Raw genomic sequence first — 15,741 nt, 5'->3', positions numbered from 1 at the left:
CCTGACAATGCGTATTCGACATCAACGAGGATGTGACATGACCACCGTGACCATTGAACAACGCCTTCAGCGGGGATGAAGAACTATTTCTGTATACGTCAACGCTTTCATTAATAGTATTTTTTACTCTTTACAACACGGCTCGTCCTCGGTCTTCCACCTGCTCCCTTCGGCTTCAATCCTAGCGGGCCTAACCAATGATCGCTTCTTCCGAGTGCTGCAATAAGCAATTTCAGAGAGCTAATGTAGTCTGCACGTGTCGCCGGGCTGTATCCCTGCGCTTCAAGCCAGTAGTTTGAAAACCACTGAATATGCTTCAACTTTATTTTCTCAGGTCGATTAACTTCTGGAAATCTATCCTCCACGGTATCAGCAATTTTTTGGATACGGTTTCGATGGCGCGCGGGATGTGGTGGCTTCATGTCATTAAACTTGATACGGGTATAAATTAGTCTCAGGTTCATATGGTTAGCCCACGTAGCTTCTTGAAATATATGGGCGGTTATGGCCTAGCAGCGTCGAGGTTTTTTGCATCCCTCTCGAATGGGCCTCCTTGTCAATTGGTGCCTTTTTAATTGGCGCAAGTTGCTCCGATTCTTGTTCATACGTCTCGATAGCAAAAGCAGCACGCATTTCCCTATAGCTAATCAGTCCATGCGCCAGGATGATTAGGCGTCCGGGATTAATGACACTGTGCTTGAAGATTTGATAAGTCTCGTCCATGTGAAGCAGATTGGTGCTGCCTTCGGGCGAATGCTGAATAGCGTATTCTAATGCTTGCCACTGGGTCTTCTCCATGGGGACTTCACGATCATCACTCTGTCTACCACCTTTCGTGCCTTCAAGGATTCTACATTCCCCATACTGCTTGGCTTCACTATAAAGCCGTTCTAGATTTGCGAGTGAAGCTTCACGTACACGCATACCAAAAGCTCTGGCAAGTAGTAATACAGCTGCTGCCCTTGGGTTTTGTGCTTGCTCCAAAGCCTGCGCTGCTTGTTCTACATTTTCAAAACGCTCCCCTTGAGGTTCTGTTTGGCGGATATGGGTCCGTTTGCCAACTAACCTGGACGGTGAGACATATAAACGGCGATCATGTCTCATACAGCGCATTACAACGTTCAAAGTCGAGAGCAGATTTTGAGCATAATGAATTGAATAAGTACCGTCGGTAACAGACTCATGCAGGTGTTTTTCATAAGCTGAAATGTGCTCTTTTGTAATCTTCCGTGCGTCTTTTACTTCATAGTGCTCTTTGATCCAGCGCACGAAATTGGCAAAGCGTGCGTGGTGGCTATGCCTTGTCTGAAAGTGATCCTGGCAGCCATATTTATCGTTAAGTGCTGATAGCGCAGCGTAACCAAGCCGCCTCCCATACCCAAAATTGCGTTTTCTTAGAGACCACCCCGCATACCCTTTTGGTACTGCCATAACCCTCTCCTCAATCTGAGTCTCATTGTCTATAAATAAAAAGGTACAGCTATGTGCGGCGAGGTCTGCGACTAAAAATAGGCAGATCTACCCCCCGCGCCCGACGATCTGCCCTGTACGTCGCAGTCAGTGTTCACTCCTAAAGTTGGAGCCTTGACCGTCGCTTGTGCCGCTGCGTGCACGATTTTCGTTATCGCTGTTCATCTGATAGCCGATATGGCCCAGGGAGATGTCGCGTCATCAACGCGTTCACAGGAGAGGGATGCCACTTTGGGCATTAATGTCGAAAGCGGACAATGAGAGCATGTTCGAGATGATGCTCGACTGACATAATGTTCTGTCGCTCGCTGGGTTTTAGTTCCAGTTTATGTCCATTTTCAGTTTTTCGATTGCGTAAAGCCTATTGATAAAAAAGGGTTTTTTTACAATCTTCGGTTTTATCTCATTTTCTGATGCATTACACATCGTGAGGTTTTATAGGTAGTCGATGGGGCGCTAACTTGCGATGGCGTTTATATAAAGAAATGGTTTCGTGGGGTGCCACTTGCTTGGCGCTGGAAGGGCGCAGGTTTGACCTGCTTTTAAGCGCTGTTTCGTTTCTCACCGCCAGCTACGGTGCCACGCCAACTAAGACGCGGTTTTCAAAGCTTATGTTTAAGCTTTTAGATCTAAAAGTCAACGGAATTCTGGCGTGAATCTGCAGCCACTTCAATATCCTAAAAGGAGCATTAAAAGTACACACAGTGTACTTTTCACGCACTTTTTTTAGATCAAATAAAGCCAAGTGATCTATGAGGTACTAAAAAGTACACTGTGTGTACTTTTGACGCCCAATTTTGCTTTCTGGTGGCTCAATGCAACGCATCATTGGATCAATTCCATCTTCAGTCGTAATGGGGCTGCTCATTTCGCCTTACCCTGATAAAGTCTTGGGCTAGCCACATAATACTGAGGGCTGAGCCCTCCGTGGTGAATGCCAATTCCATACGAAATGGAGCGTTTGTGCGAGTCAGCGACCAAAAATCAGCAAACTTCGGCTTCCTGGCCGAGCACGACGCGCTTTTTGTGCAGCTGGCGTCAGCTGCCGAGGGGGCATTCGCCAGCGACCCCAACACCACGTTAATCAAGCTGCGCCAGTTGAGTGAGGCGCTTGCTCAGCACATGGCTGCGTTATCAGGGGTAGATTTCGATGACCAGACAAGCCAATCCGATCTCCTTTATCGCCTAAATCGTGAGATTCGGCTTGAGTCTCAAGTACGAGAGCTTTTTCATACTCTACGTATAGAAGGCAATAAAGCGGCCCACCAGTTTCGCACTCGCCACAAAGAGGCCATGGGCGGCCTTAAGTTGGCCAGAGAGCTAGCCATTTGGTTCCACCGCTCGTTTGGCAGCGCTGGTGCAGGATTCAAACCGGGTCCGTTCGTGCCACCTGAAGATCCCAGTGCCCAGCTACGCCAGTGGCAAGCTGACATCGAAAAACTGCGCCATGACCTGCAAAAAGCGAATGTCGAATTAAGCAGCAGCCAGCAACTCAGCCAACTGATTGATAAAGAAAAGACCGAATACGAAGCCCTGGCTCAGGCCATGGATGAAGAAGCTAGGGCGCTAGCAGAACAAGCCCGTCAGCATGAGGAAGCGCTGGCGCAACAGCAAGCGGCCTATGAAAACAAAATCAAAGCCCTGCAAAAGAAGCTCATGGAGCAAGACGAACAAACCGTTAATCGGCAGCGCCAGCAAGTTACCAAGCAAACCAAAGCCGCCACCGATACCCTGGTACTGAACGAAGAACTCACCCGAATCCTAATTGATCAGCAACTGGCTGAGGCGGGTTGGGAAGCCGACAGCCTGGAGATTACTTATCAAAAGGGTGCGCGGCCTGAAAAGGGAGCCTACCGCGCGATCGCCGAATGGCCTACGCAACACAACGGCAAAAAAGGCAGGGCTGACTATGTGCTGTTTGTAGGCCTTGCTCCCATCGCGGTGGTAGAAGCCAAGAAAGAAAACACCAACGTGGCCGGCAAAATTGAACAGGCCGAACGGTACAGTAAAGGGATCCACGTTGAGGCTCCTTTGGTAGGTACCTGGGAGCTTACAGGGCGAACCATTGCCTGGCCTGCTGATGACTCAGGCCACTATATGGTGCCTTTTGTGTATTCCTGCAATGGTCGCCCCTATGTCCCCCAACTGGCTGAACAATCGGGTACCTGGTTTCGGGATGTGCGGGAGCCCAGTAATCTTCGTCGGGCACTGTCGCAATTCCACACGCCGGGTGGTTTGCTGGACCTACTGGAACGCGATAAAGAAAACGCAGAAAAGCTGCTCAAGAATGAACCCTTCGGTTATCTGAAACTACGCGACTATCAACAGAATGCTATCGCTGCGACTGAAAGTGCGCTGGCCCGAAACGTCCGTTCAGTGCTGCTGGCCATGGCCACCGGCACGGGTAAAACCCGCACCATCATTGGCCTAATGTACCGTTTTCTTAAAACCGAACGGTACCACCGCATTCTGTTTTTGGTCGACCGGACCGCGCTTGGGCAGCAGGCCATCGACGCCTTTAATGAAGCGCCTTTAGAGCAGAACCAGACCCTGAGCAAGATTTACAATGTTGCTGAGCTGGGTGATATGGCGGCCGAGGCTGAGACCCGCGTGCAGGTCGCTACCGTTCAGGCCATGGTGAAACGCATCTTTATGAGCGATCAGCCACCGCCCATTGACCAGTTTGATTGCATCATTATCGACGAAGCCCACCGGGGTTATACGCTCGACCAGGAAATGACCGATGGCGAACTCGCGACCCGCGATGCCAGTCAATACATCTCCAGTTATCGGCGCGTGCTGGACTACTTCGATGCTGTCAAAATCGGCCTGACGGCCACCCCAGCCAGGCACACCAGCGACATTTTCGGCAAACCGGTTTTCACCTACTCCTATCGCGAAGCCGTGGCGGACGATTGGCTGATTGACCATGAGCCGCCGCTTCGCTATGAAACTCTGTTGACCAAAAACGGCATCCAGTTTGAAAAAGGTAAGCCAATAGAGGTGATCAACACCCAGACCGGAGAAGTGGATACTACGGAACTCGAAGATGAACTGAGTTTTGAGGTGGAGGCGTTTAATCGCCGGGTGATCAATGAAAACTTCAATCAGGTCATCTGCGAACAGCTGGCGAAGGAATTAGATCCCTTTGATGATGAAAAGGCGCTGATTTTCTGTGCCACCGATCTGCATGCGGATATGATCAAGCGGTTATTGGATGATGCCTTTAAAGAGCTCTATAACGGCAGCTACAACGAGGCCGCCGTGGCCAAAATTACCGGCAAGAGCGATAAGGTCGATCAACTGATTCGTCGTTATAAGAATGAGCGTTATCCCAGTATTGCCATTACGGTTGACCTACTGACGACTGGCATTGATGTACCCAAAATAAGTCACTTGGTGTTTATGCGTCGGGTACGCTCGCGCATCCTGTACGAGCAAATGATTGGCCGTGCCACAAGGCGTTGCGATGAGATCGGCAAAACCGTGTTCCGCATTTATGACCCGGTCGATATCTACGCTGCGCTTTCCGAGATCAATACCATGAAGCCCCTGGTGAGGGATCCCAACATCACCCTGGAGCAACTGGTCGATGAGCTGACCGACGAGAACCACCTAGAAGCGGCGCTAAATAGCCCGGGCGATCAGTTAGGTGAAAGCCAGGCTGATGTGGTGCTTAGCCAGCTCAGCCAGAAAGTCATGCGCGTACTGCGCAAGGCTGACAATAAAGCCGAAAGTCGCCCAGCACTGAAAAACAAGCTCGACGAACTGCATGAACTGTGGGGAGTCGAGCCGAAAAACCTGCACCAACATCTGCAGAAACTGGGTCCTCGCGAAGCGTCGGTATTTATCCGCCAGCATAGCGGCCTGATCAATCAGCTTAGCCAAGTGAAAACACTGGTTGGCAGCGACAAAATGCCCGTGATTTCGCATCATGAAGACAAACTCATCCAGGAGCCCACCCAAAGCTACGGTGTGCATCAACGGCCTGAGGACTACCTGGACAGTTTCAATGCGTTTATCAAGGAGCAGGTTAACCAATCGACAGCCCTGGCCGTGGTCGTCAACAAGCCTCGCGACCTTACGCGCCAGCAACTGAAGGAAGTGAAAGTACTGTTGGATAATCACGGCTATTCGGAGGCCAACCTGCAAAGCGCCGTGCGTAACCAGACCAATAAAGACATAGCGGCCAGCATCATCGGCCATATCCGCCGCGCAGCGCTGGGCGAGCCTCTAAAGCCTTTTGAACAGCGTGTAGCTGAAGCCATGGACCGCATCTATACCCAGCACGATTGGTCAACGGCCCAGCGCAAGTGGCTAGACCGCCTAGCCAAACAGCTGGTGCACGAAGTGATCATCGATCGCGAGTTTGTAAATAATCGCTTTTCAGATGACGGTGGCTCAAAGCAGATGGATAAGGTATTGGGCGCGCAGCTTGATACAGTGCTAGAAGAGCTAAACGAAGCGGTTTGGCCAGAGCTGAGCGCATGATCGATGAATGTTGATGGCATCGACATCCATTTACTATATGTCGATTTTTTGCGGTTCTTTCGACATGACGCATGCCAAACTAGCCCTAGAAAATACCTATAGATAGCCACGATCTATACATTGACAGGATTACATGCAAAGAAAAGTGCTTTTTCCTTTGCATGTCAGCTTCGATATGTATAGATTTTTTGTTTTTCTATACATTAACTAAAAAGAGAAGCTCCGTGCTACCAACGTTGCCCCTTGAACACATCGAACAGTGGGAAACCCGCGCCGTGCTGAAAAAAGCAGCACAGGCACATCGTTACTTGGCAGAGCTAAAAGGGGTGGCAGCGACCATCCCTAACGAAGAAATATTGATCAACACGCTGACCTTGCAAGAAGCCCGGCACAGCTCCGAAATCGAAAATATCATCACTACCCAGGACGATCTCTATCGCGCAGTTGTGGCGGACGAGGCTAGTGTCTCACCACAAACCAAAGAGGTTCAGGACTACGCAACGGCATTACGGGCGGGATTCCGCAGCGTTCGACACTCCCGGCTGATTCGCCTGCACGACATTTTACTGATTCAGGAAACCCTGGAGAAAAACCGGGCAGGCTTACGTAAGCTGCCCGGTACGGCGCTCAAAAATCAAGTCACCGGAGAGGTGGTGTATGAGCCGCCCCAGTCAGCCCCAGAAATCGAAGCGTTAATGGGCAACTTAGTCGCCTATATCAACGATGATGAACAGTGCGATGCGGATCCGCTGGTAAAAATGGCCGTCATCCATCACCAGTTCGAGAGCATTCACCCGTTCTATGACGGCAATGGGCGAACCGGGCGCATTATCAACATGCTTTACCTGGTCGCCAAAGACCTACTCGACCTGCCCGTGCTTTATCTCAGCCGTTACCTGATTCAGACCAAGGCTGGCTACTATCAGGAATTACAGGCCGTGCGCGATACCGGTAACTGGGAGCCGTGGCTACTCTACATGCTGGAGGGTGTTAGCCAGACCGCCCGCCAAACTATTGATCTGATCGGCCAGATACGCGAGTTGATGCAACACACCAAACACCGGATGCGTGACGAATGTCCGAAGATCTACCGGCAGGAACTGCTGAACAACCTGTTCAATCACCCGTATACGAAAATTGAATTCGTGATGGAAGATCTGGCCGTTAGCCGTATCACCGCGACCAAGTACCTGGATGAACTGGTCAATATCGGCCTGCTGGACAAAACCAAAGTCGGCCGCAGCAACTTCTATATCAATACTCCGCTGATGGCGCTCTTCCTAGAGCGCGCCTAACACTATTTGGAAACATTTATGACCAATAACGACATCGTCCAGAAGCTCTGGAACCTTTGCGACGTGCTGCGCGACGACGGCATCAACTACTCTGACTACGTCACCGAGTTGGTATTGCTGCTGTTCATCAAAATGGTTCACGAGAACACCGAAGCGGGCACCCTCAAGAAGCACCCACTGCCCGAAGGCTGCCGCTGGTCTGACATCAACGGTAAATCCGGCATCAACCTTTTGAACGACTACAAACGCATCCTGCTCAGCCTCTCTACCGGTCGCGATAGCGACGGAACCCTGGTGCACGACGACCCGTTGATTAGCGCGATCTACGCTGATGCCCAGACCCGCCTGCGGGAGCCGCGCCACTTGGAGCAGATGATCAAAACTCTGGATCAGATAGACTGGTTCAGCGCCCAGAAGGACGGGCTGGGGGACCTTTACGAAGGCCTGCTGGAAAAGAACGCCAACGAGACTAAATCTGGCGCCGGCCAGTACTTCACACCCCGCGCACTGATCAACACCATGGTGCGCTGCCTGAAGCCACAGGTCGGTGAACACATACAAGACCCGGCCGCAGGTACCGCAGGCTTCCTGATTTCTGCCCATGAATACATCAAAAGCCAAACAGACGACCTTTACGACCTAACAGCACATGAGAAAGCCTTTCAGGCGAACCATGCTTTCGTGGGTATTGAGCTGGTGCCCGGCACTCGACGCCTGGCGTTAATGAACTGCCTTCTCCACGGCATGGAAGGAGACGATGAGGGTGTGGTCCACCTGGGCAACGCCTTGGGCCAAGCTGGCGCGGGGTTGGAAAAAGCCAACATGATCCTCGCAAACCCGCCCTTTGGTACCAGCAAGGGCGGCGACGCCAGCATCACCCGCGACGACCTGACCTATAAAACCAGTAACAAACAGCTGGCCTTCCTGCAGCACATCTACCGCAACCTAAAACCTGGTGGCCGCGCCGCTGTAGTACTGCCGGATAACGTGCTGTTTGAAGCGGGTGTGGGTACCGACGTGCGCCGGGATTTAATGAACAAGTGCAACCTGCACACCATCCTGCGCCTGCCCACTGGCATCTTCTACGCCCAGGGCGTGAAAACCAACGTACTGTTCTTCACCAAAGGCAGCGCGGCAGACAAGTACCAGGAAGAAAACTGCACGAAAAACGTTTGGGTCTACGACCTGCGCACCAACATGAGCAACTTCGGCAAACGCACGCCTTTTGGCGACCAACACCTTAAGCCGTTTGAAACCGTGTATGGCGAAGACCCCAACGGCCACAGCACGAGGGAAGAGGGCGAATACAGTTTTCATTCCGATAAGATCGAACTGCCTGAGCACAGCGATGAAAATGAAGGTGTCGATCCCCGTTTGGCCCATAGCCGCTGGCGCCACTTCAGCCGCCAGTGGATTGCCGAGCACAAAGGTGACTCGCTGGATATTGCCTGGCTGAAGGACAGCGACAGTGTGGATGCCGCCAATCTGCCGGAGCCTAGTGTGTTGGCGGGGGAGGCGATGGGGGAGCTGGTGCAGGCGCTAAGCGAGCTGGATGCGCTGATTCGGGAATTGGGGGCAGAAGAAGAGGTTGATGGGGCGAAGGTGCTTTTGAATGAAGTGACGGGCGGTGTTAAGCAATGACCGCTCTTGTTATTCCCAAGCAATGGCTCACTGTGCCGCTAGACGACGTAATTCTGCGAGTCGTCGGCGGCGGGACACCGAGTAAGTCGAAGCCTGAGTATTATCAGGGTGAAATACCTTGGATGAGCGTCAAGGACATGAACAAGCATGTCCTCCATGATACTACCGACCATATTTCACAGGCGGCTGTGGATAATAGCAGCACTAATGTCATCCCCGCTGGCACCCCGATTATTGCGACACGAATGAGCTTGGGGAAGATCGTCATTGCGGACTTTGAGTCCGCAATAAACCAAGATCTCAAAGCCCTCTTTCTGCCGACTAAAATTCATCGAGATTATCTTGTTTATTGGTATCGCTCTGTCGCGCGACAGATTGAGCAAATGGGCACCGGTACAACCGTAAAAGGGATACGTCTCGAAGCCCTTAAAGGGTTGGAGTTTGCACTTCCACCCCTCGCCGAACAAAAAGTCATCGCCGACAAACTCGACACCCTGCTCGCCCAGGTGGGAAACACTAAAGCCCGCCTCGAACGCATCCCACAAATCCTCAAACGCTTCCGCCAGTCCGTGCTGGCTGCGGCAGTAAGTGGGCGGTTGACGGAGGAGTGGCGAAACAACTCTACATACAACGATGAAGGGTATCCGGATTCTTGGTCCTTTAAACATCTTTGCGAGGTCGGCCAGCTAGCCAGAGGCAAGTCCAAACATCGTCCAAGGAATGATCCCAGACTATTCGGCGAAGAGTACCCCTTCATTCAAACCGGAGAGGTGGCAAACGCCACTGGCGAAATCACCTCAGCTACACGGTTCTATAGTGCATTCGGCCTTGAACAGAGTCGTCTGTTCCCTGCGGGAACTCTGTGCATAACTATCGCGGCCAATATCGCCGATACTGCGGTTCTTGGAATCGATGCGTGCTTTCCGGATAGCGTTGTCGGGTTCACACCAAAGGATTCCGAAGCACTTGCCTATTTCGTTAAGTACCTAATCGACGTAAACAAACAGGATCTTGAATCTTTTGCTCCGGCCACCGCTCAGAAGAATATTAACTTGAAAGTGCTGAACGAACTCCGCCTACCATTTCCAACCGTGGAAGAACAAACCGAAATCGTCCGCCGAGTAGACCAACTCTTCGCCCACGCCGACCGGATCGAACAACAGGTCAACAGTGCCCTGGTCCGCGTCAATAACCTCACCCAGTCGATTCTGGCCAAAGCCTTTCGCGGTGAGCTTACCGAGCAATGGCGCAAGAACAACCCGGAGCTGATCAGCGGGGAGAACAGCGCCGAGGCATTGCTGGAGAGAATCAAAACTGAGCGAGCGGCAGCAAAACCTGCAAAGAAAACCCACAAGCAGACAACAGCGTGATGTGTCCACGCGGTGAGTCTATTGCGGAAAACAAACAATCGTAAGGAAACGCTGAATGACTCATCTTGCTGCCTCGCAAAACGAAATCGACTTTACGGACAGGTTTCGCCACCTGGCTGAACTGGTCGAGACTTGCAGAGAAAATGCCAATCGCCACGGCGAGCGCTTCAATATCTTCGCCATCCTTGGCCTTCAACGCGATGAAAACCGCACCCACTCCCGATACCTCTCGGAGTTGCTTAATCCCGCCGGTCGGCATGGTGAAGGCTATCGATTTCTAAATGCCTTTGTTAACGACGTTCTGGGCCTTTCACTCGATGTAAGTGGGCGCGTCAATGTAACAAGAGAACTGGCCACCGAAGATCAGCGGCGTGTGGATATCGTAGTGGAGTCGCCAGACCTGATAATCGGCATTGAAGTGAAAATTGATGCTGGTGACCAGAAGGCGCAGTTGCATGACTATTATACTGCGCTCAAACACCGAGCCAACAACCGGAAAAAGGCGGTACTGGTTTATCTCACACTGGATGGCAAGGCACCTTCTGCCTACAGCCTTAAAGACCTTGAGCAAAAGAATGTATATTGCCTCTCTTTTGAGAAAGATATCCGCCAGTGGATCGACACCTGCGGAAACCTCAGCAAACACAAACCGGAATTGTCCCACGCGCTTATTCAGTACAAGCGTCTGCTCGATAACCTCACCGGAGCCGGAACCTCTATGACAGCGCTTATCGCCGACAAACTGGCCAATAACCGTTATGACCTGGAAACGGCCCTGGCGGTAGAAAAAGCGCTACCCAGGGCAAAAGCATCTGTAATGCTCCGGTTCTGGGAGGAATTGTCGAATGCGATGACTGTCGCGTTTGGTGTATCGCCTTCCGTTTATGGAGGGAAAAATTTAAGTGAAATATCTCATAGCTACTTTGACGTTAAGCGGGGTGGAAAGCACGTAGGTATCAAGCACACGGTGGGTGATTTGAGCGGAAAAAAACTCTGCCTATACGTGAACCTCTACAACGCCATCCACTATGGCCTTCGTATCGATAGCGAATCAGGCTTGCCGGTTTCACAGCAGGACGTGCGAGACCAACTAAGGGAAAAGCTAAACAATGGTAATGCGGTTGCTGATAAAGATCTGGATTGGCTAGTTTGCTACTACCACAACCCAGCTCCCAGTCAGGAGCCGATTATTCTTAACTTCCACAAATTCACCGGGTCGGTTCTCGACTTGATGGATGAGCATAAGCGGCAGACGATCATCAGCAATATGGTGGATCACCAAGTGAGCCTGATTAGAGAAGCTAAAACACTCCTCGAAGCCAGCGTTGCTTAAACGGCGCTGGAGCTACGCTCCAAGACCAGGTTCATGCTTGGCCCAACATCGTCTAGCACAGTCGCGACGTGGCAGTCTGAACCCGACAGCATAGGAATGAGTGATTCGAAAAGCTTCTACTGAACTAGTGAAGGGAGGTGATTTTTACTATAGTGCTATTAAACCGTTCACTTTCGGGAGATTGAAAGCTATGAGTCATTTTTCACAGTTTTTAATTGGCGTCTCACCTATTTTGATAATTATGTTTGGGACGCTAATTGCAGCGGCGTATGTTATTCGGTGTCGAAAAAATGAAAAAAAATAACTGACGTTGTGTGTTTATGCTATATCAATATAGCCAAGATAAGATCAGTTGATTTCTTGTTTATAATGAAGTTTAAATCTTCCTATTAACTGTTGTATTTAATTTTATGCTTGGGCTTCGATAAAGCCTGCAGTCTGACTCTGACAGTGAGTTAATGAGTATTTGAGCTAAATGTTATTTTGATAATTATTTGCACGAAGTGCTTGATTGAATATGCTTTTCAGAGCAGGTTAAAGCGCTAAGTGCCTTATCGCACAGGGTGGGGGTTGCTATGAATTTGCCGCTAAGAACGGTCATAAAACAGCCCGTAACAAGAAACGGAGTGTAGCATTCAGGTGGCTATTTTACCGGCAAGTGATCTTCCTCTTATTACGTTTATTGATATCGAGGCGTCAGGGCTTGGGCCCGATAGTTACCCAATAGAGCTTGGGTGGGCCGACACACTGGGTAATGGTGAAGGCTTTCTTATTTGCCCCCGTGATGAGTGGTCGCATTGGGATCCAGTTGCAGCGTCTATACACGGGATCGCTCGTGATGAATTGTTCGAGCGAGGGTTACATGTCGTCGATGCCGCTAAAAAGCTGAATGACATGCTCGGCTTCGAAACGGTGTATTGTGATGCTTTGGATTCAGATCTTGTCTGGATTAGCAGGCTCTTTGATGCCGCAAAGTTAGAACCTTCCTTTCGGGTATCCGATTTTTATCAGCTGCATAAAATGCTGAGTAATGAGCATATGCTATCGCTACGACAGATGCTCAAAAGTTTGCCGGTACTACATCGGGCGCAGGCTGATGCTGAGCGTTACGCTAAAGCAACCGTTGCGAGTTACACGAATTATGGCATTCGCTAATGCAAGTGCCACAGCTTGTGTTCTACTCCAGATTCCTTTGTGCTGTTTTATAGATTTTAAATGTCTCCAGTCTGTCACTCGCCGCATCCGTGTTGGGACTGAATGATGTAGCCGTGTCTTCCTTTCTAATACCGCTTTATGGCGGGCAGTGCTTACTGGTTCCCACTGTTCTGCTGATGATCTCCTGTATATTGAACTGGATTTACACCACTACGTGATGAAGCGCTTCCCAGCCGAACTATTGTCTTCTGTGTCGAGGGCGAACTGACGCTGAAAAAGCAGGATTGATTTGGCCAGTACGCTTATCTCAAAGCCAGCAACACTCATTTCAAGACGATAACCCTCATGTTTGAGGCGTGCCACACCAAAGGTAATGCCTGGGTGTTACGTGGTGAGCGTCGGAAGCCACGTTATGCCACGCAGTGGGGAGAATTTATAAAGGTACGCGTCTAATGCTGCTGGGACTAAATCCAAAATGAGATTTTATGGGTTGGTCCCGACGTTGTTACACAAAATGGTGCTGTGGGATGAATTCGAAAGGAAACAAAGTTTGAGCCCACAAACTTTTTGATAGGTTGGCGACTGCCTCTGATAGTCTTGTCTCTACTAATCGGTAGTAAATAATGATACTTCGGTGGCAAACTAGCTATTTATTCTGGGCAGGAGCATGGGGACGATGGAACGGCGACCTTACCTTGCGTTAGAAACCAGCCGGCTGAGCAAGATCGTTAACGGCAACACGCAGGATAAAAACCTGTTAGAAGCAGTCCTCTTCGAGCTGAACTTTCGAAAAACAAGTGCAGCGAGACAGCTCAAGCGCCGAGTTGAACAACTGCTAGAGCTGCCTGGTCAGCAATTAGACGATTCCCATGAAGAGCCTCAGCTACAAGAAGACGAAAATAAGCACAACGAATCAATGGCTTATAGGTATGCTAAAACAAAGGAATCGAGCCGAACCATGTCTAATGAACAAGACCAGCAAGCAGCGGATAACTTCCTAAACTCGTCAGACCCTTTCGTGCTTGAGTCGCTGGAACTGATGCGCAAAAAGCTATTAGATCTCACGGCTCGAAACAGATTGTTGAATTTCCCTATTCAACAGAAAGCTGCAGCCCTGCGGATTATAGATGAAGTTCCAAACCAACTGTGCGAAGTGCTTCTTTCTGAGCGTGAGCTTACGTTCAGGTCTGTTCCGCCTCCTACCCGGGAGGAGTTAATTGAGCATGGTTACCTTGAAGTAGATGAAGAAAATGGCAAAGACCGCCAGTTAAAAGCTAACCCTGATGCGAAGGAGTGGGCAAAGGTCCTCGGTTTTGATATTAATTATGAGTTGCCGAGAGATGATGAGGCTCAAGGTGGTGAAAAGCATCGGGATGATGCGATTCAGGTTCTGCTCTACCCACCAGAAATGGAATCTAGATTACGTGCAATACGTAGCAAAGCTCAAACCGCGATAGAGGAAATGGGTTCAAGCATCCTCTATTTGTCGCTTGGTTTTCTGGAATGGGCAGAAAATGACAGCGGCTCAAAAACAAGATTGGCTCCGCTTTTTACAGTTCCGGTACATTTGAGCCGCGGGAAGCTAGACCACAATAGTGGAACCTATCAGTACACCTTGAGTTACACCGGTGAAGATATCCTTCCGAACTTGTCTCTAAAAGAAAAGCTGGCAGTCGATTTCGGTCTTGCGTTACCCGAAGTTGAGGAAGATGTCTCTCCTGAAACCTACCTCGATCATGTTGCTGAAGTAATTAGAATTACAAAACCAAATTGGACCGTCCGGCGTTACGGCGCTCTTGCTCTGCTGAATTTTGGCAAGATGCTGATGTATTTGGATTTAGATCCAAAGAGATGGCCTCTCGACGAGCGAAACCTGATTAAGCATTCAATTGTGCAGCGCTTTTTCAAAAGTTCGGAAAATGGCTCGGATGAGGGGGAAGGCAATACTGTGGAGTATTCCATCGATGAGGTTGAACAAATACATGATTTGTTCCCGCTAATCGATGATGCTGATAGCTCCCAGCATAGTGCACTTATTGATGCAGTGAATGGTCAGAACCTCGTTATTGAAGGGCCTCCAGGGACTGGTAAATCACAAACGATAACTAACTTGATTGCTGCTGCTATGTTAAACGGCAAGAAAGTTCTATTCGTAGCGGAGAAAATGGCCGCTCTTGACGTAGTTAAAACCAGGCTAGATAAGGCCGGATTAGGTGATTTCTGTCTTGAGCTACACAGCCATAAATCACAAAAGCGCAAGGTGCTTGAAGATATCAGTGCTCGTGTAGTGAAGCAGAAGCATTTGAGCTCAACACAAAATATTGACGCAGAAACAATGCGTTATGAGGAGCTTAAAGAGCGACTCAATCACTATGCTCAAGAAATCAACGAAACATGGGCTAATACAGATAAAACAATCCACGAGATCTTTAGTAGTGCGGCTCGTTATCGTCAACTGTTAGAGATAAATCCAACCGATATTCATATCGCTGGGCTGACGGGGACGTCTCTCACCGAATTGAAACGGCTTCAGCTTGTCGATCAAGTTAAAGAGTTCCAGCAGATTTATCGAGGAATGATAGAACAGGTCGGGCAAAGTGCCCAACTTCATGATCATCCTTGGTCTGGGGTAGAGAGTACGGCAATTCAGCTTTTTGACTCAGAACAGGTTGTATCTGTTCTTCGGGAGTGGCAAGAGTCACTTGATCAATTGCATGAGCGCAACCAGGGAGCTGCACATACTCTCAAAATTGATGTGTCAGAGCTGTTAACGTTGGAGAAATGCGAGTCATTGGCTTTGGATCTCTACGATTTACCAGCACTCTCTCGTAAAGAGCTGTTTAAGGCGCTTGATGGGCTTGATCTCAAGACCCAGTCTGAGGTCGAGGAATTGCTCAGTCTCCATCAAAGAATTCAGGAGACATTTGGGAAGCTAACAAAGCACATCCTTTCAGAAAAGCTTTCAGCACTATCGCGTGGCGAGCTG

The 15,741-nt window shown here is 49.9% G+C and carries 8 protein-coding genes; 7 read left to right on the top strand and 1 reads right to left on the bottom strand.

Annotated features, from left to right (window positions below):
- Window positions 1-468: 468 nt before the first annotated feature.
- A complete protein-coding gene (locus tag MLE19_RS21585) occupies window positions 469-1,431 on the bottom strand; it encodes an integrase domain-containing protein (protein WP_240720421.1) in 963 nt (320 codons plus the stop codon).
- 1,002 nt (window positions 1,432-2,433) lie between these two features.
- Between MLE19_RS21585 and hsdR the strand changes: the two genes are divergently transcribed.
- From hsdR to MLE19_RS21550, 7 genes are all read left to right on the top strand, one after another.
- A complete protein-coding gene (hsdR, locus tag MLE19_RS21580) occupies window positions 2,434-5,961 on the top strand; it encodes a type I restriction-modification system endonuclease (RefSeq protein ID WP_240720420.1) in 3,528 nt (1,175 codons plus the stop codon).
- Window positions 5,962-6,185: 224 nt separating this feature from the next.
- Window positions 6,186-7,256: a Fic family protein gene (locus MLE19_RS21575; RefSeq protein ID WP_240720419.1), complete on the top strand. Its 1,071-nt coding sequence runs from the start codon at window positions 6,186-6,188 to the stop codon at window positions 7,254-7,256.
- Between the two features lie 18 nt (window positions 7,257-7,274).
- Window positions 7,275-8,897: an N-6 DNA methylase gene (locus MLE19_RS21570; RefSeq protein WP_240720417.1), complete on the top strand. Its 1,623-nt coding sequence runs from the start codon at window positions 7,275-7,277 to the stop codon at window positions 8,895-8,897.
- Window positions 8,894-10,267, top strand: coding sequence for a restriction endonuclease subunit S (locus MLE19_RS21565; protein ID WP_240720415.1), 1,374 nt, complete (start codon window positions 8,894-8,896; stop codon window positions 10,265-10,267). Before MLE19_RS21570 ends, MLE19_RS21565 begins: the two co-directional genes overlap by 4 nt.
- 55 nt (window positions 10,268-10,322) lie before the next feature.
- On the top strand, window positions 10,323-11,600 hold the full coding sequence (locus MLE19_RS21560; RefSeq protein ID WP_240720413.1) for a PD-(D/E)XK nuclease family protein: 1,278 nt from the start codon (window positions 10,323-10,325) through the stop codon (window positions 11,598-11,600).
- 639 nt (window positions 11,601-12,239) lie between these two features.
- Complete coding sequence (locus tag MLE19_RS21555) at window positions 12,240-12,755, top strand: hypothetical protein (protein ID WP_240720411.1); 516 nt, start codon at window positions 12,240-12,242, stop codon at window positions 12,753-12,755.
- A 676-nt stretch (window positions 12,756-13,431) separates the two neighbouring features.
- Window positions 13,432-15,741 (top strand): DUF4011 domain-containing protein (locus MLE19_RS21550; RefSeq protein ID WP_240720409.1); only part of this gene is annotated, 2,310 nt, incomplete at its 3' end.

Source organism: Vreelandella neptunia, from assembly GCF_022489065.1.
GTDB lineage: Bacteria > Pseudomonadota > Gammaproteobacteria > Pseudomonadales > Halomonadaceae > Vreelandella > Vreelandella neptunia_A.
This window is presented reverse-complemented; position numbering and strand designations above follow the sequence as displayed.

Coding starts and splice junctions, on each gene's coding strand:
- MLE19_RS21585 (WP_240720421.1), bottom strand. CDS start 1,431: ATGGCAGTACCAAAAGGGTATGCGGGGTGGTCTCTAAGAAAACGCAAT.
- MLE19_RS21570 (WP_240720417.1), top strand. CDS start 7,275: ATGACCAATAACGACATCGTCCAGAAGCTCTGGAACCTTTGCGACGTG.
- MLE19_RS21565 (WP_240720415.1), top strand. CDS start 8,894: ATGACCGCTCTTGTTATTCCCAAGCAATGGCTCACTGTGCCGCTAGAC.
- MLE19_RS21560 (WP_240720413.1), top strand. CDS start 10,323: ATGACTCATCTTGCTGCCTCGCAAAACGAAATCGACTTTACGGACAGG.